Annotated in this window: 16 protein-coding genes; 6 read left to right on the top strand and 10 right to left on the bottom strand. The window is 66.7% G+C overall.

All coding sequences use genetic code 11. The annotated features are described in order from the left end of the window. Positions 1-11: 11 nt before the first annotated feature. The 6 genes from ACZ9BC_RS17230 to ACZ9BC_RS17205 all read right to left on the bottom strand — a co-directional run bounded on the left by ACZ9BC_RS17230 (position 12) and on the right by ACZ9BC_RS17205 (position 7,179). Positions 12-743 (bottom strand): glutamine amidotransferase, encoded by a 732-nt coding sequence (locus ACZ9BC_RS17230; protein ID WP_476246981.1) that lies wholly within the window; start codon positions 741-743, stop codon positions 12-14. Positions 744-845: 102 nt separating this feature from the next. Next, the gene (locus ACZ9BC_RS17225; protein ID WP_476246980.1) at positions 846-1,286 is read right to left on the bottom strand and encodes a YybH family protein; all 441 of its coding nucleotides are present in this window, start codon (positions 1,284-1,286) and stop codon (positions 846-848) included. 18 nt (positions 1,287-1,304) lie between these two features. Beyond that, positions 1,305-3,116: an acetyl/propionyl/methylcrotonyl-CoA carboxylase subunit alpha gene (locus ACZ9BC_RS17220; protein ID WP_476246979.1), complete on the bottom strand. Its 1,812-nt coding sequence runs from the start codon at positions 3,114-3,116 to the stop codon at positions 1,305-1,307. Positions 3,117-3,246: 130 nt separating this feature from the next. Then, the gene (locus ACZ9BC_RS17215) at positions 3,247-3,894 is read right to left on the bottom strand and encodes a Maf family protein (RefSeq protein WP_476246978.1); all 648 of its coding nucleotides are present in this window, start codon (positions 3,892-3,894) and stop codon (positions 3,247-3,249) included. Between the two features lie 28 nt (positions 3,895-3,922). Further along, positions 3,923-6,445 carry an MMPL family transporter gene (locus tag ACZ9BC_RS17210; protein ID WP_476246977.1) on the bottom strand — a complete coding sequence of 841 codons (2,523 nt, stop codon included), beginning with the start codon at positions 6,443-6,445 and terminating at the stop codon, positions 3,923-3,925. 17 nt (positions 6,446-6,462) lie between these two features. Further along, complete coding sequence (locus tag ACZ9BC_RS17205; RefSeq protein ID WP_476246976.1) at positions 6,463-7,179, bottom strand: TetR/AcrR family transcriptional regulator; 717 nt, start codon at positions 7,177-7,179, stop codon at positions 6,463-6,465. 164 nt (positions 7,180-7,343) lie between these two features. Between ACZ9BC_RS17205 and ACZ9BC_RS17200 the strand changes: the two genes are divergently transcribed. After that, the gene (locus tag ACZ9BC_RS17200) at positions 7,344-7,901 is read left to right on the top strand and encodes a hypothetical protein (RefSeq protein ID WP_476246975.1); all 558 of its coding nucleotides are present in this window, start codon (positions 7,344-7,346) and stop codon (positions 7,899-7,901) included. An 86-nt stretch (positions 7,902-7,987) separates the two neighbouring features. On the opposite strand, the gene ACZ9BC_RS17195 is transcribed toward ACZ9BC_RS17200, so the two are convergent. From ACZ9BC_RS17195 to ACZ9BC_RS17180, 4 genes are all read right to left on the bottom strand, one after another. After that, the gene (locus ACZ9BC_RS17195) at positions 7,988-9,424 is read right to left on the bottom strand and encodes a dicarboxylate/amino acid:cation symporter (RefSeq protein ID WP_476246974.1); all 1,437 of its coding nucleotides are present in this window, start codon (positions 9,422-9,424) and stop codon (positions 7,988-7,990) included. Positions 9,425-9,678: 254 nt separating this feature from the next. Continuing rightward, positions 9,679-11,364, bottom strand: a complete 1,686-nt coding sequence (locus ACZ9BC_RS17190; protein ID WP_476246973.1) for a DUF885 domain-containing protein — start codon at positions 11,362-11,364, stop codon at positions 9,679-9,681. 70 nt (positions 11,365-11,434) lie between these two features. Continuing rightward, a complete protein-coding gene (locus ACZ9BC_RS17185) occupies positions 11,435-11,680 on the bottom strand; it encodes an acyl-CoA carboxylase subunit epsilon (protein WP_079595615.1) in 246 nt (81 codons plus the stop codon). Between the two features lie 107 nt (positions 11,681-11,787). Continuing rightward, positions 11,788-13,371: an acyl-CoA carboxylase subunit beta gene (locus ACZ9BC_RS17180; RefSeq protein WP_476246972.1), complete on the bottom strand. Its 1,584-nt coding sequence runs from the start codon at positions 13,369-13,371 to the stop codon at positions 11,788-11,790. 226 nt (positions 13,372-13,597) lie between these two features. Here ACZ9BC_RS17180 and ACZ9BC_RS17175 point away from each other — a divergent pair, with 226 nt between their 5' ends. From ACZ9BC_RS17175 to ACZ9BC_RS17155, 5 genes are all read left to right on the top strand, one after another. After that, positions 13,598-14,485, top strand: coding sequence for an SDR family oxidoreductase (locus tag ACZ9BC_RS17175; RefSeq protein ID WP_476246971.1), 888 nt, complete (start codon positions 13,598-13,600; stop codon positions 14,483-14,485). An 80-nt stretch (positions 14,486-14,565) separates the two neighbouring features. Next, positions 14,566-15,474, top strand: coding sequence for a biotin--[acetyl-CoA-carboxylase] ligase (locus ACZ9BC_RS17170; protein ID WP_476246970.1), 909 nt, complete (start codon positions 14,566-14,568; stop codon positions 15,472-15,474). Then, a complete protein-coding gene (locus tag ACZ9BC_RS17165) occupies positions 15,467-16,066 on the top strand; it encodes a PH domain-containing protein (protein ID WP_079595611.1) in 600 nt (199 codons plus the stop codon). Before ACZ9BC_RS17170 ends, ACZ9BC_RS17165 begins: the two co-directional genes overlap by 8 nt. Next, positions 16,056-17,180 (top strand): adenylate/guanylate cyclase domain-containing protein, encoded by a 1,125-nt coding sequence (locus ACZ9BC_RS17160; RefSeq protein WP_476246969.1) that lies wholly within the window; start codon positions 16,056-16,058, stop codon positions 17,178-17,180. The genes ACZ9BC_RS17165 and ACZ9BC_RS17160 overlap by 11 nt, the downstream gene beginning before the upstream one ends. A gap of 114 nt (positions 17,181-17,294) precedes the next feature. Further along, complete coding sequence (locus ACZ9BC_RS17155; RefSeq protein WP_476246968.1) at positions 17,295-23,465, top strand: Ig-like domain-containing protein; 6,171 nt, start codon at positions 17,295-17,297, stop codon at positions 23,463-23,465. Positions 23,466-23,491 lie beyond the last annotated feature (26 nt).

Below are 23,491 nucleotides of genomic sequence, written 5' to 3'. Positions count from 1 at the left end.
ATTTTTGCGTCTCAGGCAGCGTAGCGCGCCACGAAGTTCCGCAGCACGTTCATGGGCTCGGTGACGGTGAACTGCCGGGCACTGTCCATCAGCTCCTCCGCGGACTCCGGAGGGAAGTATCCGGCGTGCCGGTAGATGTCGATGCGGGTCACCAGCCCGTCAACGTCCAGCTCAGGATGGAACTGGGTGGCATACAGGTTGTTCCGGATCCGGAACATCTGCACCGGGCAGGCCGCGGACCTGGCCAGCAGCACTGCGTGCGGCGGCAGGGTGGTGCAGGCCTCCTTGTGCCCGGTGAAGGCCGTGAAGGTACGGGGCATCCCTTTCAGCACCGGGTCCGCGAGGCCTGCCTTGGTCAGCTCGATCTCCACGCCGCCCAACGGTTCGCCGTAGGTCCGGTCGATGACGGCGCCCTGGTGGGTACCCAGGGTTCCCACCCCGTAGCAGGCTCCCAGGAACGGAAAGTCCTGTGCCACCAGCCGGTCCAGGAGCCCCGACAGTTCGCGTTCCACCCGGTGTTGCACCCGGCTCTTCTGCTCCGGAGGGTCGCTGGACGTGAAGGGGCTGCCGCCGACAATCACACCGGAGTAATTGGACAGCTCAATGTCAGGCAGCGGGCCCGCCTCCAGCCGGACCCTGTGCAGTTCCTGCGGCTCCAGCCCGCCGTACCGGAGGTAGGCGGCGTACTCGTCTTCGGCTGCGGCATCCTCGGCACGCGAGGCCAGGAGCAGGAAAGGCAACATCTGCTAAGTGTGCCCCGCCCGCCGGATCCTGTCAGCAGCCGGGCGGCCTGCCAGTGCGTCGGGCAGCTGCCGGCGGTTTGCGTCAGGAAGCGGCGGGCTGGGTCAGGAAGCGGCGGGCTGCGTCAGCGAACGGCGGGATTGGGGCCGCGCAGCCGGATCGGCGTGCCGATGCACCAGCTTCCAGTAGCCTTCCTCGCGCCGGAAGATGCTGGTCACCCGGAGCGCAAACTCCTCGGCGACGGCGGCGCCGTCCAGGCGGGCGCGGAAATGTTCGGTTTCCACGAGGTAGGCGGTGTCCCGTGCGGTGTAGGACGTGATGGTGTCGAAGCCGAGCATCTCACCGTCCTGGAACTGGCGGGCTGCCTGGTCCAGCCGGGCCTCCACCTGCGCCCAGCCCCGTGCGATGCCGCCGAACGGGTTCGCCAGGGTGACGTCGTCGAGCTGCGAATACAGCTCCTTTATGGGCGCGGGGTTGCCGCGGGTGATTTCGGGGACCGCCAGGTGGTAGCGGTCCACTTCTTCCTGAAAGCTGGGTGCAAGCATGGGAGCCTCCGGGCCTGTCTAGTCTTCGATGGTGGCGATGACGGCACCGGCGGACACGGTCTCACCGGCAGCTGCCGTGAGGCCGGTGATGGTGCCGGAACGGTGCGCCGTCAGCGGCTGTTCCATCTTCATGGCTTCCAGGACCACTACCAGGTCTCCCTCGGCCACGGTGTCTCCCTCAGCCACTGCCACCTTGACGATGGTGCCCTGCATGGGGGACGTGAGGGCGTTGCCCGTGGCGGCCGCGGTGCCGCCGGAGCGGATACGCTTCTTGGATTTGCCGGGCTTGGCGGCAGCGGGAGCACCGCTTCCAACCGATCCCAGCGAGGCGGGCAGCACCACTTCGAGGCGTTTGCCGCCAACTTCGACCACCACGCGCTGGCGGTCCTCGGCGGTATCCTCCGCGCCCGTGCCGGCGTCGGGGGCCCAGGGGGCCAGTTTGTTCACGAATTCGGTTTCGATCCAGCGGGTGTGGACCTTGAAGGGACCTTCGGCGGGGGCAAACGCCGGATCGGACACAACGGCAAGATCGAACGGGATGACGGTGGGGATCCCTTCGACCACCATCTCGTCCAATGCCCGGCGGGACCGCTCCAGTGCCTGTTTCCGGCTGGCGCCGGTCACGATGAGCTTGGACAGCATGGAGTCGAAGTTGCCGCTGATCACGTCACCCTGCTCGATGCCGGAATCGATGCGGATGCCGGGGCCGGTGGGGTTCTTGAGGACGCGGATGGTGCCCGGGGCGGGCATGAAGTTCCGGCCCGGGTCTTCGCCGGTGATGCGGAACTCGAAGGAGTGGCCGCGCACCTCGGGGTCGCCGTAGCCGAGTTCCTCGCCGCGTGCCAGCCGGAACTGCTCGCGGACCAGGTCGATGCCGGTGACTTCCTCGGAGACGCAGTGCTCCACCTGGAGGCGGGTGTTCACTTCGAGGAAGGAGATGGTGCCGTCCTGGCCCACCAGGAACTCGCAGGTGCCGGCGCCCAGGTAGCCGGCCTCCTTCAGGATGGCCTTGGAGGATTCGTAGAGCCGGCGGTTCTGGTCCTCGGTGAGGAACGGGGCTGGGGCTTCCTCCACCAGTTTCTGGTTGCGGCGCTGCAGCGAGCAGTCACGGGTGGAGACCACCACCACGTTGCCGTAGGCATCGGCCAGGCACTGCGTTTCCACGTGGCGCGGTGCGTCCAGGAAGCGCTCGATGAAGCATTCGCCGCGGCCGAAGGCGGCAGTGGCTTCACGGACGGCCGATTCGTAAAGTTCGGGGATTTCCTCCCGGGTGCGGGCCACCTTGATGCCGCGGCCGCCGCCGCCGAACGCTGCCTTGATGGCGACGGGCAGTCCGTGCCGGTCCACGAAGGCCAGGATTTCGTCGGCCGTCTCGACGGGGTCGGCGGTGCCGGGAACCAGGGGAGCGCCCACTTTTTCGGCGATGTGGCGCGCCTGGACCTTGTCGCCCAGGGCCGAGATGGCTTCGGGGGACGGTCCGATCCACGTGATGCCGGCCTCGATCACCCGGGCGGCGAACTGGGCATTTTCTGCCAGGAAGCCGTAGCCGGGGTGGATGGCGTCCGCACCTGACTGGCGGGCGGCGTCGATGATCTTGTCCATCACCAGGTACGACTCGGCGGCGGTGTTGCCGCCCAGGGCGTAAGCCTCGTCAGCAAGGCGCACATGCAGGGCGTCGCGGTCCGGGTCGGCGTAGACAGCCACGGAGGCGATGCCTTCATCGCGTGCCGCCCGGATGATGCGGACGGCGATTTCTCCGCGGTTGGCGATCAGCACCTTTGTGAGGGTCGACTGCGTGGGACCTGCGGACTGCTCAAAATTTGCTGACAAGGCGTCTCCTTCTTTCCTTCAGGGAGCCTAGCGCGGTTTTGAGGGTTCCGCCGATATTACTTGCGGAATCCGCGTGTAAAGCGCCAATGCTTTGTAGGGAAGCTACAAGACGAGCCGAAAAGGGGACGTTTTACTGCGCGGCCCACAGGTCCGTGATGCGCACGTTCGCGGAGGCGAGGAGGCCGCGGAGGGTGGAGACGGAAAGTCCGACGACGGCGTGCGGGTCGCCGTCGACCTTCCGGATGAAGGCCCCGCCCAGGCCGTCGATCGTGAAGGATCCGGCGCAGTGCAGCGGTTCGCCGGTGGCGATGTAGGCGTCAATTTCCGCCGGTTCCATCTCCAGGAAGGAGACCTCGGCGGAGGCGACCGTTCCCAGCGTGGCACCCGAGCCCGGCTCCCCGCCGTCGTCGTCGGGATCCGTGTCCCGGCAGTCCACCAGCCAGTGCCCCGTGTGCAGGACCCCGGCATTGCCGCTCATCCGGAGCATGCGCTCGCGGGCGACGGCGGCCGTGTACGGCTTGCCGTGCGCCTCGCCGTCGAACTCGAAGACGGAGTCGCAGCCCAGCACCAGCGCCCCCTCGGCCTCCGGCAGCGCGGCCACCGCCTCAGCCTTCGCCCGGGCCAGCAGCAGGGCGGCGTCGTGCGGATCGGTGACGCCGTAGCGTGCCTGCACGGCGTCCTCGTCCACGTCCGACACCAGGACCGAATGCCTGATGCCGGCCTCGGCCAGGAGCTTGGTGCGGGCGGGGGACTGGGAAGCGAGAATCAGGCGGAGCACGGTTCCAGCCTAATTGACGGGCGCCGGCCTAGTGGACCAGTGCCCCGGACGCGGGAGCGGACTCGGCGCGGTTGAGCTTGGCGCCCTCCACATCCACGTCCGGCAGGATCCGGTCCAGCCAGCGCGGCAGCCACCAGGACTTTTCGCCCAGCAGGTACATCACGGCCGGGACGATGGTCATGCGCACCACGAAGGCATCGAGCAGCACGCCGAACGCCATCGCGAAGCCCAGCGGCCGGACCATGGTCAGGTGGCTGAAGATGAAGCCGGCGAACACGCTCACCATGATGATCGCGGCGGCCGTCACCACGGCGGCGGCGTGGCGGAAGCCCACCCGGACGGCCTCCTTGGCGGACGAGCCGTGCATGTAGGCCTCACGCATGCCGGAAGCGATGAACACCTGGTAGTCCATGGCCAGGCCAAACAGCACGCCGATCAGGATGATGGGCAGGAAGCTCAGGACAGCGCCGGGGTTCGCGACGTCGAAGACGTTCCCCAGCCAGCCCCACTGGTACACAGCCACCACGGCACCGAACGCGGCGGCGAGGGAGAGCAGGAACCCGCCCGTGGCGAGCAGTGGCACCACGATGGAGCGGAACACGAGCAGCAGCAGGATCAGGGAAAGGCCGACGACGATCGCCAGGTAGGGCGGCAGGGCGTCACCAAGTTTCGTGGAGACGTCCACGTTGCCGGCCGTCTGCCCCGTCAGGCCCATGGCCACTCCGTATTCAGACTGGATCTCATCGTTGAGCCCGCGCAGTTCCGAGACCACCTGGACGGTGCTGGCGCTGGCCGGGCCTTCCTTGGGGATGACCTGAAAAACGGCGGTCCGGCGGTCCTCGCTGAGCGCGACGGGAACGGCCGCCACCACGTTGTCCACCGCACGGAGCTTGTCGGCGACGTCGTACTGCAGGGCCTGCGCCTGGGCCTCGTCAAGGTTGGCGGGGAATTCGCCCACGGCAACGATGGGCCCGGTGACGCCTTCGCCAAAGCTGCGGGCTGTCAGGTCATAGGCCTGGTAGGCCTCGGACTCCACGGGTTCCGATCCGCCGTCGGGCAAGGCAAGCTGCAGTTGGGTGGCCGGCAGGGCCAGGGTGCCCAGCAGCACAATGCCCGCGATCAGCGCCATCACGGGGTGCCGCGTGACCAGGCCGCCCCAGCCGTGTGTGCTGCGCTCGCGGTCCGTGGCCTCGTCCGCTGCCTCGTGGCCGGGCTCGGCGTTGTGCGCTTCTGCTTTTGCCCAGGCCCGCCGGGAGATGATGCGCCTGCCGATCAGGGACAGCATGGCCGGGGTCAGCGTGATGGCCACCAGCACCGCTACTGCCACCGTTCCGGCGGCAGCGAGGCCCATGACGGCAAGGAAGGGAAGGCCGGGGACCACCAGCGCCGCCAGGGCGATGATGACGGTGAGGCCGGCGAAGACCACGGCATTGCCGGAGGTGCCGGTGGCACGCGCTACCGACTCCTCCGGATCCATTCCTGCAAGGAGCTGGGTCCGGTGCCGGTTCACGATGAACAGGGAGTAGTCGATTCCCACGGCGAGGCCGAGCATCAGGGCCAGCATGGGGGAGATGGAGCTCATGTCGAAAACGCCGGAGAGGGCGAACGTGATTCCGACGCCTACACCCACGCCGACCACCGCCATCAGCAGCGGGAGCCCTGCGGCGATCAGGGTGCCCAGCATAATGATCAGGACCAGGGCCGCCACCGCGATGCCGATGATCTCGGCGGCACCGAAGAGCTCGGAAATGTCCTCGGTGATTTCCTTGCTGGCCAGCGCCGTGACGCCCGCGGCGGACGTTTCGTGGGCGATGTCCTGGACCTGGTGCCGGACCTCCGGGCTGAGCCCGTTGATGGAGGTGTTGAACTGCACCTGCGCGACTGCCGCGCGGCCGTCTTCGGAAACAAACCGGATGGCCGACGACGCCTTCGCCTGGCGCTTGCCCAGCTCAAGCCTGGCTTTGTTGGCCTCCAGTTCCCGGGCTCCGGCGTCGAGCCTTGCCTGGCCTTCCGCCAGCCCGGCTTTTTGCTGCCCCAACTGTGCCTCGATGAGTGCAGCAGGGGCGCCGGCCGCAACGAGCTGCTGCTCGGCTGCCGCGAGCCGCGCCGCGCCGGCCTCCAGCTCTGTCCGGGAGGCGGCCAGCTGGGCCTCGCCGGCGGCGAGCTGCTGTCCGCCGTCGGTGATGGCCTGCGCTGCCTGGTCCACCTGGGCCTGGGTGGCGAACGGATCCACCGTGCCCCGGACGTCCGGCAGCGTCTCAAGTTTCTTGAGCGCATCGGTGACGGCGGTGCGGCTCTCCCCGGTGAAGCCGCCTTCGGGCGCCTCGAAGACGATCGTTGCGGTGCCGCCGGATGCCGAGGGCAGCTCCTCTTTCAGCTTGTCCGCGATCCGCTGGGTCTCGGTGCCCGGGATCTGGAAGTTGTTGGACAGGGTGCCGTGGAAGGCCGCGGCGGAGCCGCCCACGGCTACCAGGGCCGCGAGCCAGAGCGAGATGACCAGCCAGCGCCGGCGATAGGAGAACTTGCCAAGGCGGTAAAGGAGCAGTGCCATGTGGGGAGCCGATCTGGTCAGGAGGAACGGGAGTCTGTTGGCGTGGCGGATCCGGTGGATACCGGGGAGCGCGGCGTGGACTGGAGCCGCGGGCCATTGAAGCCGGCACCCAGCAGCGCCATGGCGTCGATGAGCAGCTGCCGCAGGTCCGCGAGGGACGCCGGTGAGAGGTCTGGTCCGCGGCGGCTGAACCAGACTTCCATTGCGGCCTTGCCGCAGGAGATGACCGATCCGGCCAGGGCATGGATATACAGGTCATCCTGTTCGCCGCGGTTGACCGCAACGCGCTCGCGGGCCACGGCAAAGACCTGTGCCCTGCAGTGGTCCCACGCTTCAAGTTCGGTGTGTGCCATGAGCGGGCTCTGCTGGGTCAGGGTGAACAGTTCCGCCAGCGGCGCCACGGCCTTGGGGTCGGCGAGGGCCATCAGGGCCGCCTGCGCCGACTCAAGCATGGGTTCATCCGCCGGCCGGAGCCGCAGCTGCTGGATGGCAATGTCGAGGAAACCGTGGACGATGGATGCCAGTGCGGCGTCGGTGCTGCTGAAGTAGTTGAAGAAGGTCCTGCGCGATATCCCTGCGGCCTCGGCGATGTCCTCGGCAGTGAAGTTTCCAGGGCCCTTTGCGCGCAGCAACCCCAAAGAAGCATCGGTGATGGCTTGGCGCGTGGCGGCTTTATTCAGCTCCCGGCGGGAAGGAACCGCGGCAGCTTCGGCTGGTGGAGGGGATGCGGACACGCTTTTACACTACGTGCAACTTTGCACTCTGGGCAAGTTTGATTCACAGGAGAATTAAAGGTTCCCGACAGCCTGTCCAGAACCTGCTCCCGGAAGCTTGGAATGCCTCGAGGGAGGCGCACCAACAGCAGCCGTCACCGACGGCGGATCCAGGAGACAAGAAGATGTCACGCACAAAGAAAATGACCCTCGGCCTGTCAGCCACCGCGCTGGCCCTTGGCGCCGGAATTGGAGTCGCCGGCATGGCCTCCGCAACCACTGCCCCCACTCCCGCCCCGAGTGCCAGTTCCAGCGCCTCGGCGGACGGCACCACCACGCCCGGCGGGATGGGAAAGCACGGTGGCCGCGGCGGCGAACGGGGTGCGGCGCAGGCGTCCGCGCTCGCGGCGAAGCTCGGGGTGGAGGAAGCAAAGGTTGCCGAGGCGCTGCAGGAGTTCCGGGAGGCCAACAAGCCCACCACGCCGCCGGCCGACGGCGAAAAGCCGGACGCAGCCATCAGGGACGCCGCACTGGCGAAGTCCCTGGCCGGATCGCTGGGTATTGAGGAATCCAAGGTCACCGCTGCGCTGGAGGAGCTCCGCAGTGAAAAGCAGGCAGAGAAGGCTGCAGCCCTGAAGACGCGCCTGGACCAGGCCGTCACGGACGGGAAGCTGACCCAGGCCGAAGCTGACGCCGTCACCAAGGCGGTGGAAAACGGTGTGATCGGCGGAGCCGGACGCTGATTCTTCCGGGCCGGTAAAGCCGCAGGCACAAAAAAGTCCCCGGGAACCGTCAGGTTCCCGGGGACTTTCTGCAGCCAGACTGGCGGCTAGGCCTTTACATCCTGCAGTTCGCGGGGTGCGGTGTCCGTGGACGTGCCGTCCGACGGTGCGGCGGCAGCGTCGCTGTCGTCCACGAACGGGGTGCCGTTGCGGGGTGCGTTGTACAGCGACTCGTCCAGGATGCCCTGGCGCTTGGCCACAATCGTGGGGACCAGCGCCTGGCCTGCCACGTTGACTGCGGTGCGGCCCATGTCCAGGATCGGGTCGATGGCCAGCAGGAGTCCGACGCCGGCCAGCGGCAGTCCCAGCGTGGAGAGCGTCAGCGTGAGCATCACGACGGCGCCGGTGGTTCCCGCAGTGGCCGCGGAGCCAAGGACGGAAACCAGGGCGATCAGCAGGTACTGGCTGAAGTCGAGCTGGATGCCGAAGAACTGGGCCACGAAGATGGCGGAGATGGCCGGGTAAATGGCTGCGCAGCCGTCCATCTTGGTGGTGGCGCCCAGCGGCACGGCGAAGGAGGCGTAGGCGCGGGGGACGCCCAGGCTGCGTTCGGTGACGCGCTGCGTGAGCGGCAGCGTGCCAATGGAGGAACGGGAGACGAAGGCCAGCTGGACTGCGGGCCAGACGCCGGAGAAGTACTGCTTGACGGAGAGGCCGTGGGTCCGGACCAGGATGGGGTAGACCGCGAAGATCACCAGGGCGAGTCCAACGTAGATGGCGAAGGTGAACTTGCCCAGCGAGCCGATGGTGTCCCAGCCGTAGACGGCAACCGCGTTGCCGATGAGGCCAACAGTGCCCAGCGGAGCGATGCGGATGATCCACCAGAGCACCTTCTGGATGACGGCCAGGGCAGAGGCGTTGAGGGTCAGGAACGGCTCCGCGGCCTTGCCGACCTTAAGGGCGGCGACGCCCACGGCAATGGCGATCACCAGGATCTGCAGGACATTGAAGCTGACCGACGTGGTGACGGCACCGGACTCAGCCACTGTGGAGCTCGCACCCAGCCCCAGGAAGTTCTTGGGGAACAGTCCGATCAGGAAGGCCCACCAGTCGCCCACTTTGCTAGGGGCTTCGCCTTCGCCGGTGATGCCGGTGTTGGCGCCGGGCTGCAGGAGGACGCCCAGGCCGATGCCGATCAGCACGGCGATCAGCGAGGTGATGGCGAACCACAGCAGGGTGTTCCACGCCAGCTTCGCGGCGTTGGATACCTGGCGGAGGTTGGAGATGGAGCTGACGACGGCCGTGAAGATCAGGGGAACGACGGCGGTCTGCAGCAGGGACACGTAGCTGGAGCCGATGGTCTGCAGCGTTGCGCCGAGGCCGTTCGGGCTGGCCTTGGTGCTGCCGGTGTACTTGGCCAACAGGCCGAGTCCGAGGCCGACGATGAGGGCGGCGATGATCTGGAAGCCGAACGAGCCGGCCCACTTGGGCAGCTGGAAGCCGGTCTTTCCTGCGGGGGAGGGGGTGCTTGTCTGAGTGCTCACCCGAATACGTTAGGGCCGCCCCGCATATCACGACGAACGAACATTGAGAAATATTACGCGCCCCAAATTCTGATACACAAGGAAGATCCGCACAAAATCAAGGGTTCCAGCCCGCTTTGTTACTTATTCCCGGCGGTGGTGTGCTTAATGTCTCGCAGGGCAAGTGGCAGCGAGGGGGCCCTCCGGCAGCGCGCGTCAAAGCGAGGAACGAGCAGCGCGCCGAGGAGGGGCCCCTTGGGGCCACGGGGTAAGGACTACGAGAGCAGGGCCCGCCTGAGGGTATCCAGTCCAACCGAGCCGATATCCAAGGCCTTGGTGTGGAACTCCTTGAGGTCGAAGCCAGGCCGCGCTTCGAGTTCGGCGCGGATCTGTTCCCAGAGTCGCTGCCCGACTTTGTAGGAGGGCGCCTGGCCGGGCCACCCAAGGTAGCGGGTGAACTCGAAGTTCAGCTGTCCTTCGCTGATGGGCAGGTTTTCCTTCAGGAACCCGTAGCCCTTGTCGGGGGTCCAGGTTCCGGAACCCCAGCGTGCCGGAACCGTGAGTTCCAGGTGGACGCCGATATCGAACACCACGCGTGCTGCCCGCATCCGCTGCATGTCCAGCATGCCCATGTGGTCTCCGGGGTCGTTCAGGTAGCCCAGTTCCTGCATCAGCTTCTCGGCGTAGAGTGCCCAGCCTTCGCCGTGGCCGGAGGTCCAGCACACGTTCCGCCGCCACTTGTTGAGCAGTTCCCGGCGGTAGGTGGCGGTGGCTACCTGGAGGTGGTGGCCCGGGACCCCCTCGTGGTAGACGGTGGTTGTTTCGGCCCAGGTGGTGAAGGTGTCCTCACCTGCGGGAACGGACCACCACATGCGGCCCGGCCGGCTGAAGTCATCCGACGGTCCCGTGTAATAGATGCCGCCCTCGTCGGTGGGGGCGATCAGGCATTCCAGCTTCTTCATGACGTCCGGAATGTCGAAATGGACGCCGGCGAGTTCGGACACAGCTTTGTCGGAGAGTTCCTGCATCCATTCCCGCAGCGCCTCGGTCCCCTTCAGCTGCCGGGCCGGATCGTTGTTGAGGATGTCCTTGGCCTCGGCGATGCTGGCGCCGGCTTTGATGGTGGAAGCCACCTTTTCCTGTTCCGCGATGAGGCGGTCCAGCTCTTCCACGCCCCAGGCGTAGGTCTCCTCCAGGTCCACCGTTGCCCCGAGGAAGGCGCGGGAGGCGAGGGCGTAGCGGGCCCGGCCCACGGCGTCCTTTTCCGGGGCGGCGGGGAGGAGTTCCGTCCCAAGGAACTCGGCAAGGTCGGTGTAGGCACGGCGGGCGGCGGCAGCGCCGGCGTCGAGCTTTTGCCGGACGCCTCCGGACAACGGACCCTCCGGGGTGGCGGCTCCGGCGGCCAGCTTCGCGAAGAAGCCGTCTCCGGCTGCGTACTTCGTGGCCTGCTCAATGACGATGTTGACCTGTCGCGCGGCTGCCACCCGGCCGGAATCACGGGCCTGCCGGAGGGACTCGATGTAGCCGGCCACGGCACCGGGGACGTTGTGGGCCCGGCCCGCTATGTGTTCCCAGTCCTGTTCCGTGGCCGTGGGCATGAGGTCGAAGATCGCCCTGATGTCCTGGGCGGGGGAGGCAATGTTGTTCAAGTCGGCGTATTCCCAACCGGAGGCATGGATCAGCAGCTGCAGGCCCAGCCGTTCCTGCATCGCGTCCAGGGTGACGGCATCCACGTCATCCACGGGCGCCAGGCCCTCAAGGTCGGTGAGTGCCTTCCGGGCGGCCTCGGCGAATCCGGCGATGCCGGCGGGGGAGAAATCCTGGTACTCGGTTTCGTGTCCCGGCACGCCCAGGGTGGTGGCGAACGACGGGTTCAGCCGGATGAGGGTATCGGTGTACTCGTCAGCGACGGCGTCAATGCGGGTCTTCGGGCGGGCGGCAGGAGCGGTGTCGGTAGTCACCTCCCGAGACTAGCCGCGCTCTGCAGGTTCCGAAAGGAGGGGCGGGCCTACGTCTCCGAGCCGGTGGAAATCAGCCCCGGCTGCGCTTCCAGGCGCCGGGACCGGGTGTGGGAGCGAGCCGCAGCTGCTGCCGGCGCACCCAGTGGCGGACCGTCGGGGTGCTGGCCGGGGCAGGTTCCGAGCCGCCCAGGGACAGTACGACGGCGGTCAGGGCCGCCAGTTCCTCGGCGCTCGGCTGTCCCTTGACAACAGAGAGCAGCGGCGCGGCAGGCGGTTCAGGGGTTTCGACAGGCTCAACATCGCCTGAAGGGCCCACGCCGGCGAGGGACCCGGCCTGAGCGTGCGAAGGGTGGGAGCCGGCGGTTGGGCCCACGCCCGCAGGGTTCCCTGGCTGAGCTTGCGAAGGTAGGGGGCGGGCGGGGATCACAGCGGGATGTTTCCGTGCTTCTTGGTGGGGAGGCTGGCCCGCTTGTCGCGGAGTGCGCGCAGCCCCTTGATGATCTGGATCCTCGTGTCCGAGGGTGCGATGACGGCGTCAACGTAGCCCAGCTCGGCCGCCTGGTAGGGGTTGAGGAGTTCCTCTTCGTACTGGCGGATAACCTCGGCGCGCCGGGCCTCGACGTCACCCCCCGCTTCCGCCACGGACGCGAGGTCGCGGCGGTACAGGATGTTGACGGCGCCCTGGGCGCCCATGACGCCGATCTGGGCCGTTGGCCAGGCCAGGTTCAGGTCCGCACCAAGCTTCTTGGAACCCATCACGATGTAGGCGCCGCCGTAGGCCTTGCGGGTGATCACCGTCAGTTTGGGAACGGTGGCCTCGGCATAGGCGTAGAGCAGTTTCGCTCCGCGGCGGATGATGCCCTGGAACTCCTGGTCCTTGCCCGGCAGGAAGCCCGGGACGTCCACGAGGGTGATGATGGGGATGTTGAAGGCGTCGCAGTGGCGGACGAAACGGGCAGCCTTCTCCGAGGCCGCGATGTCCAGCGTGCCGGCGAACTGCAGCGGCTGGTTTGCCACGATGCCCACCGTGTGGCCTTCCACCCGGCCGTAGCCGATCATGACGTTGGGCGCGTACAACGCCTGCATCTCCAGGAAGTGCCCGTCATCCACGATCTGCTCAACAACGCTGCGCATGTCGTAGGGCTGGTTGGCGGAATCGGGGACCAGCGTGTCCAGGGCCAGGTCGTCGTCGTCGATCTCCAGCTCCTGCTGGTGCTCCTGCACGGGGGCTTCGGAGAGGTTGTTGGAGGGCAGGAAGTCCAGCAGTTCGCGCACGAATTCGATGGCGTCCGTTTCATCCTGTGCCAGGTAGGTGGATGTGCCGGTGGTGGCGTTGTGCTGGCGCGCCCCGCCCAGGGTCTCCATGTCCACGTCCTCGCCTGTGACGGTCTTGATCACGTCGGGGCCGGTAATGAACATGTGCGAGGTCTTGTCCACCATCACCACGTAGTCCGTGAGTGCGGGGGAGTAGGCCGCGCCGCCCGCGGAAGGCCCCATGATCAGGGAAATCTGGGGGACCACACCGGAAGCGTGGACGTTGTTGCGGAAGATGTCCGCGAACATTGCCAGCGATGCGACGCCTTCCTGGATGCGGGCGCCGCCGCCGTCCAGGATTCCCACCACCGGGCAGCCGTTGCGCAGTGCGAATTCCTGGACCTTGACGATCTTTTCGCCGTTGACCTGGCTGAGGGAGCCGCCGTAGACCGAAAAGTCCTGGCTGTAGACCGCCACCAGCCGGCCGTCCACCGTTCCGTAGCCGGATACCAGGCCGTCACCGAGGGGCTTCTTCTTTTCCATGCCGAACGCGGTGGAGCGGTGTACCGCGAGGGCGTCGAATTCCACAAACGAGTCTTCATCCAGCAGGAGGCCAATGCGTTCCCGTGCGGTGTTCTTGCCGCGCGCGTGCTGCTTTTCGATCGCTTCGGGGCCGGAGGGCTGCTCGGCACGGGCCTGGCGGTCACGGAAATCGGCAATCTTTCCCGCGGTCGTGGTCAGATCGTGGCTCATCAAGTGTCTCCGGCTCTGTTGCAGATTGATTCTGTGGCGCTCTGGTTGCTGGCGGGCTGAGTCATGCCGGAGCTTAAGTAGCTTCCACACAAAGGACGAACCCTGTTGGCAAGTCTAGTGACGGTTTGGGCGCCCGCAGCTGTAGGGAACCTACAATTTTCTGCCGTGCCGCCACCCGCACCCGCTATGTTACTCATCGGTAACTTACTTGGGTTACAGTGATTGCATGACTTCAAGCAATGATGCTTTGCACGCCCCCGGGAGCCCGTACCGGGCGGCAGGTTCGCTGCACGGGAAGACCATCCTTATCTCCGGTGGAAGCCGAGGCATCGGACTGGCCATAGCCCGGCGCGCCGCCCGGGACGGCGCAAACATCGTCCTGATGGCCAAGACCGGGGAGCCGCACCCGAAATTGGCCGGAACTGTCCATACGGCCGCCCGGGAACTTATGGAAGCCGGCGGCCAGGCGCTGCCCCTGGTGGGTGACGTGCGCCGGGACGAGGATGTGGCCCGCGCCGTGGCGGCCGCTGTGGAACACTTTGGCGGCATCGACGCCGTCATCAACAATGCGTCCGCCATAGACCTGTCCCGGACCGACGACGTGGACATGAAAAAGTACGACCTCATGCAGGACATCAACGTGCGCGGTACGTTCCTGCTGTCCAAGCTTGCGCTGCCCGCGCTCCGCGCATCCGGCCGCGGGCACATCCTCACCCTCTCACCGCCCTTGAACCTCGACCCCTACTGGGCCGGCAAACACCTTGCCTACACCATGGCCAAGTACGGCATGAGCCTGACCACCCTTGGGCTCGCCGAGGAACTGAAGGCGGACGGGATCAGCGTCAACTCGCTGTGGCCGTGCACCCTGATCGACACGGCGGCCATCCGCAACATGCCCCAAGGCGAGGTAATGGTCCAGGCGGCCCGCGGACCGCAGATCATGGCCGATGCCGCCCACGCCATCCTCACCGGCAGCAACCTTCCGTCCGGCGGGGCGGCGACCGGAAATTTCTACACGGATGAACAGGTCCTGGCGGCAGCAGGAGTAGCGGATTTCCGTCCCTACAGCCTCGGCGCCCCCGAGGACGGGCTGGTTCCGGACATCTTCCTGTAAAGCGGCGGGCGGCACAGCGCGCGGGCAATCGGGGGCAGGTCAACTCCGCCGGGGAAGGATTAGCTCGCTAGGATTTAGGCATGGATGACGCACGCACCCCCGGCACCCCTCTGGACCGAGGGGACCTGGACGACCAGCGTTTCCTGGCCTCGACAGGCATTTCCCGGCTCGAGGTGGTGGATTCCACCGGATCCACCAACGCGGACCTCCTCCGCTCCGTCACGGTGGAGCCGCAGGCCTGGCCGGACCTGTCCGTCCTTACCGCCGAGTACCAGACGGCCGCGCGCGGCCGCCTGGACAGGCACTGGGAAGCGCCGCCGCTGAGCTCGGTTTCCGTCTCGGTGGTCCTGCGGCCGGTGAACGCCGAAGGCAGGCCGCTGCCCACCCAGAGCTACTCCTGGCTTTCACTGATTGCTGCCCTGGCGCTGCGCGAAACCCTCCTGGAGACCGCAGGCCTTCCGGCTGAACTCAAATGGCCCAATGACGTCCTGGTTCGCGGCAGGAAGATCGCCGGCATCCTGGCGCAGCTTGGCCCCATGGTGGACGGCACCGTGCCCCCGGTCATCCTGGGCACCGGCCTGAACGTCACACTGCGCGAAGGCGAACTGCCGGTCCCCACCGCCACCTCCGTGGTGCTGGAGGGTGCACGTACGGCAGACCGAACCCTGCTGCTGAAAAGCTACCTTTCACGCTTCGCTGTGCTCTACCGCAGCTTCTGCAACGCCGACGGCGATCCGGCGGCGGGAATGGCCGGCGGACCCTCCCTGCACAAACGAGTGGAAGCGGTCATGGTGACACTCGGCAAGCAGGTCCGCGCCCAGCTTCCCGGCGACCACGAAATCATCGGCCACGCCTCCAGGCTTGACGAGTACGGGTCGCTGCTGGTGATGGACCGGGACTCCCGGGAGCACGTGGTGACCGCCGGGGACGTGGTGCACCTGCGCCCCTGGACGTCCCCCGACGACACCGGCCAAGGCGGTTATGCGTAAAGACCTCGTTCCGGGCGAACAGGTGATTGTCACCACACGCCCGCAGCCGAGGAAGCTGGCAGGAGCCGCGCTCGCCTTCATCGTGTCGCCCGCGCTGGCGGCGTACGCTTCGGCCTGGATCATCCGGGGAGAGGCGCGCCGCCATGTACCTTTCCTCACAGCACAATGGACGCCGTGGCTGGTGGCTGCCTGCATTGCCGCGGCCGCGTGGGTCTGGCTCGGCTTCTGCCTGCCCAAGCTGCTGCGCTGGCACGGCACGCGGTACACCCTCACCAGCCAAAGGATGGTGGCCAGATACGGCAGGTTGAAACGGCGGGACCAGCAGGTCAACCTGGCTTCGGTGCGCAACCTCACCGTCCACGAGTCGGTACTGCAACGCCTCCTGCGCTCCGGGAATATATCCTTGGAAACCGGGCACCAGGGCGTGGTGACATTCCAGGACGTGCCCGAGGTTGCCACATTCCGGGATTTCATCCTCGATGCCATCGAGGAATTGCCGGAGGAACGTGATGTCCAGCCGGGCGGCACAACGCACTACCCCGCCGAAGCTTTGCCGTGGGAAATGAGAGAAGGTGGACGGGATGAACGATAAGGACCAGCAGGAACGCGTCGAATCCATCGCGCCCGCACCCGCGGCGGACCCCCACCCTGCCACCGGCACCATGTCCGCCGAGCGGCTGGCGATGAAGGCGCTGGAAAGCCGGCTGCTCGGCGGGGAACGCAAGCTCCGCCGTCGTGAGGTGGCCGCCGGCGCCGGGCTGTCACTCCTGTCCGCACGCAAGCTGTGGCGTGCCCTCGGCTTTCCGAACTTTGGCGATGAGGATGTCGCCTTTACCGAACGCGACCAGGCGGCCCTTTCCACCGTGGTGGACCTGGTCCGGTCCGGCAAGCTCACAGAGGAAGCAGCGATCTCCGTCACGCGCTCCATCGGCCAGATGACGGACCGCATGGTGGTCTGGCAGATCGAGGCCCTCGTGGAGGACATGGTCCACGAGCAGGGCGTCACGGACGCCGTGGCGCGCAAGCGCCTGGTCAACGAACTGCCCGCCCTGGTTGATGCCCTCGAAGAGGTGCTTGTCTACTCCTGGCGGCGGCAACTCAACGCCGGAGTCCAGCGGCTCGCCGTCCGCGCCGAGGCCGGCCTGCAGGCCAGCGAAGAGGGCCGTGAAGGCGACGAGGATGACGCGCCGCTGCCGCTGGCGCGCGCGGTGGGCTTCGCGGACCTGGTGTCCTACACCAGCCTGTCCCGCCGCATGAACGAAAAGACTCTGGCGCGCCTGGTCCAGCGCTTCGAAAACAAGTGCGCCGAAATCATCTCCGTCGGCGGCGGACGCCTGGTCAAGACGGTCGGCGACGAAGTCCTTTATATTGCCGAAACTCCGGCTGCCGGCGCGGAGATCTCACTCGCCCTTGCCCAGGCTTTCACGGAGGATGAAATCCTGCCGGAAGCCCGGGTGGCAATGGTGTGGGGCAGGATCCTGTCCCGCCTGGGGGACATCTACGGTCCCACCGTGAACCTCGCGGCCCGGCTTACCACCCTTGCTGATCCCGGAACGGTGCTGGTGGACTCAATGACCGCCTCCGCCCTTGAGCAGGATGAGCGCTTTGTTCTGATGCCCCAGCCGCCGGAAAACGTCCGGGGCTTCGGCGAAATCCGGCCCGTCAGGCTCGCCCGCGGCTTGGGCAAGGGGCTCGTCCTGGATTAGGGCCGCGTTTCCGCACAGTTTATCCATTTGTTGGTCTTACGGGCTATATTAGGTGTGCCCGGCCGCCGCACGGCCGGAAGCCGGCGCCGGAAAATACTTGGGGGAAGCTTTTCCATGAAACTTCGCGGACAAAGTCGCGCGCAAAACGCCGCGCCAGCCGCACCGTTCCGCACCTCGTACCTGCGGTCCCGGCTCCTTACCTCAGCAATTTTCGGGCTCGCGCTCACTGTCCTGGTGGTTGGCGCCATCGTCTATCCGGGGTTTAAGACCACTGAGGTGGAGTTGAACGACGGCGGTGTGTGGGTGGTTTCGAAGTCCAAGAATGCGGTGGGCCGGCTGAATTACCCGTCGCGTGTGCTTGATGGTGCGGTGACGCCGGCGTCCACCACCTTCGACATCCTGCAGGACGCCGGTGAGGTGTTTGTTGATGATGAGTCTGGTTCGACGTTGAACCAGGTGTCGCCGGCGAACATGCGCCTGGGTGGGGATAAGCAGTTGCCGGGGGCGGCTGATGTGAGTTTCGGCTCCGAAGTAATCTCGGTGACGGATGCGGCGTCGGGGAAGGTGTGGGCGGTGTCGCCGTCCACTGTGAATGGTTTTGATGAGGAAGCCACCGAGCCGGTTCTGGTGGGTTCGGAGGGCACCGTGTCGGCTGTGGGGGAGGATGACCGGATCTACTCGGCCGATCCGGAGTCCGGTGTGGTGACGGTAACAGGTGTGGACGCGAACGGTGAGGTCACGTCCTCGGAGTCGGAGACCTGGGGTGAGTTGAAGGGCTCGGGCGACCTGCAGATCACGGTGGTGGGGGACCAGCCGGTGGTTCTTGATGCGGCGGCGGGGGAGTTGTTCCTGCCGGGCGGCAAGCGGCTGCAGCTGGACAACGCGCGGGAGGCGAAGCTGCAGCAGGGCGGTCCCGCCAGCGGCTTTGTAGCAATTTCCACCCAGAAGGCGCTGCTGAAGCAGCCCCTGGATGGCGGCACGGCCAAAACGGTGGCGTTCGACGGCGAGGGTGTCCCGGCTGCGCCGGTGCAGTTGGGCGGGTGCGTGCACGCAGCCTGGTCCGGTGCGAACAAGTACGTCCGGGACTGTGTGGATGATGCTGCTGACAAGAACGTGGACGTGCCCAAGGCCAGTGCGTCGCCGTCGTATGTTTTCCGGGTGAACCGGGACCTGGTGGTCCTGAACGATGTGAACTCGGGCAACGTGTGGCTGGTCAACCAGAACATGCAGCTCGTGAACAACTGGGACGACGTCATCCCGCCCAAGGAAACGTCGGACGACGCGGACAAGGACTCCGCCGACGAAGTCCAGCAGACCGTCCTGCCCGACCGCACCAAACCCAACAGCCCGCCCTCGGCGAAACCGGATGCCTTTGGTGTCCGGGCGGGCAAGACCACCATCCTGCCCGTGCTGGACAATGATACGGATCCGGACGGCGACATCCTCACCCTGCGCCCGCCGGCCGAGGTTAAGTCCGGAACCCTTTCCACCATCTACGGCGATACCGGCTTCCAGGTGGCGGTGCCCGCGGACAAGACCGGAACAGACTCCTTCCAGTACACAGTGGACGACGGGCGGGGACTGTCCGGAACTGCCGACGTGGCACTGCGCATTGTTCCTGCCGGCGAAAATTCAGCGCCGCAGCAGAAACCAAACCGCGAAACCACGCTGGTGCTCCAGCAGGGCAAGGCGCTCACCCAGAACATCCTGCCCAACTGGATCGACCCCGACGGCGACGACCTCTTCGCGGAATCCGTGACCAGCCCGGATCCGCTGGACCAGGTCCGGATCAGGCCCGACGGGCAGCTCACCTTCCAGGACTCGGGAACAGCCCCCGGCCGCAAAGTCCTCACCGTCCGCATTTCCGACGGAAAAGCCACGGCCGAGGGACGGATTGCCGTTGACGTCCGCGCGCCGGGCGCACTGCCGCCCCTGGCCAACGCCGACCACGTCATCGCCGTGGCCGGCGCCAACACCGTGATCGCCCCGCTCAAGAACGACGTCGATCCGCAGGGCGGTTCCCTGCGCCTGGCGCAGGCAACAACGGATGAGCAGTCAACGGCCACCATCGGGGCCGACCAGCAGACCTTCACCTTCAACTCCGAGGTGCCGGGGGCACACTACGTCTCCTACCTGGTGACCAACGGGCCGGCGAGCGCCCAGCAGCTGGTCCGCGTCGACGTCGTCCCCGGCAACAATGAGGGCGCACCGGTGGCGGTGCGCGACATCGCCCTGCTTCCCACCGGCGGAAGTGCCCTGGTTGACGTGCTGGGGAACGACTCCGACCCGTCGGGCGGCGTGCTGGTAGTCCAGTCCGTCACCGCGGACTCCGGCCTGCCGGTCAGCGTCTCCGTCCTGGACCATTCGGTGGTCCGCGTGACGGATATCCGCGCGGAAGGCCAGCTGACCATGAAGTACACCATTTCCAATGGCCGCGCTTCCGCCGTGGGCGAGATCGCCGTGCTGCTGGTCCCGGCCCCCGCCAAACTCCAGCCGCCGCAGGCCAAGCCGGACGAGGCCACCGTACGCGCCGGGGACGTGGTGACCATCCCGGTCCTGGCCAACGACACGGACCCCAGCGGCGGCAAACTGGCACTGGTTCCCGAACTTGCCCAGGAGCCCGACGCCGCGGACGGGCGGATGTTCGTCTCCGGGGACACGCTGCGGTTCATTGCCGGCGAGACCCCCAAAACCGTCTACGCCATCTACAAAGTCCGGAATGACACCGGCCAGGTGGACTCCCAGCAGGTCACCATCCGGATCCAGGCCCGCGACGACGAACGCAACTCCCGCCCCGAGCCGCGGAACCTGACGGCCCGGGTGGTCTCCGGGATGACCGTGAAGATCCCGGTACCGCTGGACGGGATAGACGCGAACGGCGACTCCGTGCAGCTGATCGGCATCGACAAGGCCGCCGCGATGGGTACGGCCACCGTCAAGGACGGCTACCTCGAATTCACCGCCGCCGGCGACGCCGCAGGCACCGATACCTTCACCTACCGGGTCCGCGACCGCATCGGAGCCGAAAACACGGGAACAGTGATTGTGGGGATCGCCCCGCCGGAAGCCAACAACCAGAACCCCATCGCCGTGGAAGACTCCATCGATGTCCGGCCCGGGCGCAAAGTTGCGGTGGATGCGCTGGCCAACGACTCCGACCCCGACGGCGACCCCATCGCCCTGCTCGCCGACGCGTTCGAGGCACTGCCCGAACTCCAGGCGGAAGCCACCGAGGACTCCAAGGTACTCTTCACAGCCCCGTCCATTGCCGGCAACGCCGGAATCGGCTACCAAATCCAGGATGACAAGAAGGCCGCGGCCGGGGCTGCCATCCGGATCCGGATCAGTCCCGACGCCGAGCTCAAGCGTCCGGCCGCGAAGGACGACAGGGTCACGCCCTCGGAAACCCTCGGCAAGACCGCCGTCGACGTCCCGGTCCTCAAGAACGACTCCGACGCCGACGGCGTGGCCGCGGAGCTGAAGATTAGCCTCCCGGACGGCAACCCGAATGCCCGGGACGGGGGTTCCGGCAATGTAGTGGTGACCCTGACGCCGGAGGACCAGCTGATTCCCTATACCGTCACGGATGTTGATGGCCTGAGTTCGACAGCCGTCATGTGGATCCCCGGGCAGGGAGCCCAATACCCCAGCCTGTCGAGGACCGACATCGTCGAAGTGATGGCAGGCAAGGACGTCACCCTCGAACTCAGCGACTACGTCCGGGTACGCGACGGGAAGCGGCCGCGCATCACCGTGGCGGACTCCGTCAAGGTCCAGGGCGCTTCGCCGGAAAACGTCATTGCCGGAGACGGGACCGCGCTCCGCTACGCCGCCAAGGCCGACTATGTGGGCCCGGGGTCCCTGACCTTCGAAGTCACGGACGGCAACGGACCGGACGATCCCGAGGGCCTGAAGTCCACCCTTGTCATCATGACCAGGGTGATACCGGATCCCAATGCCAACCATCCGCCCACCTTCAGCGGTGCTGCACTGGACGTACCCAAGGCCGAAACAGCACGGCTGGACCTGGGGCCGCTCGCTGCCGATGTTGATGAACAGGACAAGGGCAACCTGAGGTTTGAACTCGACGGCGGTCTTCCGGCCGGATTCTCGGCCTCCGTCAACGGCTCCATCCTCGAAGTCCGGGCCGAAACGTCGGTAGCGGCCGGATTTACCGGAAACATCCCCGTCCGGGTCACCGACGGCAGGTCTCCGGCGGTGAAAGCAAACATCTCCGCACGGTACGTGGCCTCCAACAGGCCCATGCCCGTGGCCAATGACGACGTCGTCGAAAAAGCGAACGCGGGCAAGACGGAAACCGTCAACGTCCTGGGCAACGATGGAAACCCGTTCGACGACGCACCACTGAAGATAGTTGCCGCGGGAGTTGAAACGGGATCTGCGGCGGGACAACCAGCGTTTGACGGAGACTCCGTCACGGTGACCCCGGCGCCGGGTTTCAAGGGCGTGATGGTGGTCCGCTACACGGTGGTGGACAAGACCGGCGACGTATCACGGCAGGCCACCGGCCGCCTGCGGCTGACCGTCCGTGACGTGCCTGACGCACCCTCTGCCCCCTCCGCCACGGATGTCCGCAGCCGGACAGCCGTCCTCAAGTGGGCGCCGCCGTCGGACAATGGCGCCGCTATCACCGGCTACCGCGTGGAATCCAACAACGGCTTTTCGCAGGCGTGCCCCACCACAACGTGCACACTCTCGGGGCTGACGAACGACGTCAAATACGTCTTCACCGTCATCGCCGAGAATGAGGTGGGCAAATCCAGTCCGTCGGCGGCCTCGAACGAGATCCGGCCGGATGAAAAGCCCTCCCCGCCGGACGCGCCGTCCGTCAAAGCCGGCGACAGGAACATGGTCATCAACTGGCCTGCCGCCAAGACGGAGGGCTCCGCGGTCAAGCACTATAACCTGGAGATCTCGCCGCCGCCTTCCAACGGCATCGCCGTCAAGAATGAGGTGGCCGGCCTGAACTACACGTGGACCGGCCTCACGAACGGCGTCAAGTACCGGGTCCGCGCGCAGGCCGTCAACGAACTTGGCCCCTCCGAATGGAGCATCTACTCCGTAGAGGACAACCCTGCCGGTGTCCCGGCCGCCCCCGCTGCACCCACCACGGCGGTAGCATCCGCGGTGGGCAGCGAAAACCAGATCCGGGTGGACTGGGCTGAGCCGGACACCAACGGCGATCCCATCCGGAACTACTACGTCACCATGAACGGCGGGGGCGCAGCCCCACAGACCCAGGTGGTGGCCGGGACAGTCCGCACTGCCGTTTTCCGGGCCCAGAACTCCGAAACGGCCTACACTTTCACCGTCCAAGCCGAAAACAAAGCCGGCAAGGGAACCGCCAGCCCCTCCTCGGCCCCCCGACGCGCTACCGGAAAACTCGCCCAGGTCACCGGCGTCAGCGCCACGCCGGCCAATACGAACGGTGCCGGCCGGCAGGTCACCATCCAGTTCAACAGGCTCACCGACGCCCAGCGCAACGGCTCCCGGGCCGAAGAAGTCAGCTACCGCTACTCGGCGGGAGGACAAAGCGGGCCCATCAGCCCCGGCGAAACCGTGGGCGGATTCACCAACGGACAGGCGCTTGCCGTCACAGTGACAGCGGTGTCCACCGTGGCGCCGAGCTCTGATGCCAGTGCACCCGCCAGGGTCACGCCGTATGGCTCACCGGGCACCCCTTCCGCCAGCGGAACCAACGGACAGCTCAATGACCAGACCGTGACGCTGAGCTGGTCATCGCCCTCCACGTCCACCAACGACGTCGCGGAAACCCGGATCCTCATCAGTGGAGGCGGCTGGGAGAGCGTCGCCCCCTCCGGCAGCAGGACGATCAACACCGGCGGCTGGGAACAGCAGCGCACCATCACCGTGCAGACGTTCAACTCCCTGGGCACCGGCAGCGCCCAGGTCAGCGCCACCGCCACCTCCGGCAAGCGCGGCGAATGGACCACCCGGCTCAGTTCCGCAGACCCCGCTTTCGTGCGGTCCTGCACCTACACCCTGGGCGGAGCGAACTACCGGCCGGCACCCTACTATGACTGCGACGGCATCAACGCGCACCGGCCGCCGTGGCTGTACGTTGCCGACAACCACACCCTTGTGGTCCGCTGCTACATCATCCAGAGCGACCACTGGACCCCCAACCCGATCCGGACCTGGTACCGGATCGAGGCAGGCTCTGCCAGCAACGTGGGCCGCTACGTTGTGGCTGGTTCCACCACCTTGGGCGAGCCGGGAAATGCCGGGGTGCCGCCATGCTGACCCGCCCGGAGGAAGAAGCTCCGGGC

The sequence above is a fragment of the Pseudarthrobacter sp. TE3704 genome, from assembly GCF_056279405.1.
This window is presented reverse-complemented; position numbering and strand designations above follow the sequence as displayed.

Coding starts and splice junctions, on each gene's coding strand:
- ACZ9BC_RS17230 (WP_476246981.1), bottom strand. CDS start 743: ATGTTGCCTTTCCTGCTCCTGGCCTCGCGTGCCGAGGATGCCGCAGCC.
- ACZ9BC_RS17170 (WP_476246970.1), top strand. CDS start 14,566: ATGGATGACGCACGCACCCCCGGCACCCCTCTGGACCGAGGGGACCTG.
- ACZ9BC_RS17155 (WP_476246968.1), top strand. CDS start 17,295: ATGAAACTTCGCGGACAAAGTCGCGCGCAAAACGCCGCGCCAGCCGCA.
- ACZ9BC_RS17210 (WP_476246977.1), bottom strand. CDS start 6,445: ATGGCACTGCTCCTTTACCGCCTTGGCAAGTTCTCCTATCGCCGGCGC.
- ACZ9BC_RS17200 (WP_476246975.1), top strand. CDS start 7,344: ATGTCACGCACAAAGAAAATGACCCTCGGCCTGTCAGCCACCGCGCTG.
- ACZ9BC_RS17160 (WP_476246969.1), top strand. CDS start 16,056: ATGAACGATAAGGACCAGCAGGAACGCGTCGAATCCATCGCGCCCGCA.
- ACZ9BC_RS17225 (WP_476246980.1), bottom strand. CDS start 1,286: ATGCTTGCACCCAGCTTTCAGGAAGAAGTGGACCGCTACCACCTGGCG.
- ACZ9BC_RS17180 (WP_476246972.1), bottom strand. CDS start 13,371: ATGAGCCACGATCTGACCACGACCGCGGGAAAGATTGCCGATTTCCGT.
- ACZ9BC_RS17175 (WP_476246971.1), top strand. CDS start 13,598: ATGACTTCAAGCAATGATGCTTTGCACGCCCCCGGGAGCCCGTACCGG.
- ACZ9BC_RS17165 (WP_079595611.1), top strand. CDS start 15,467: ATGCGTAAAGACCTCGTTCCGGGCGAACAGGTGATTGTCACCACACGC.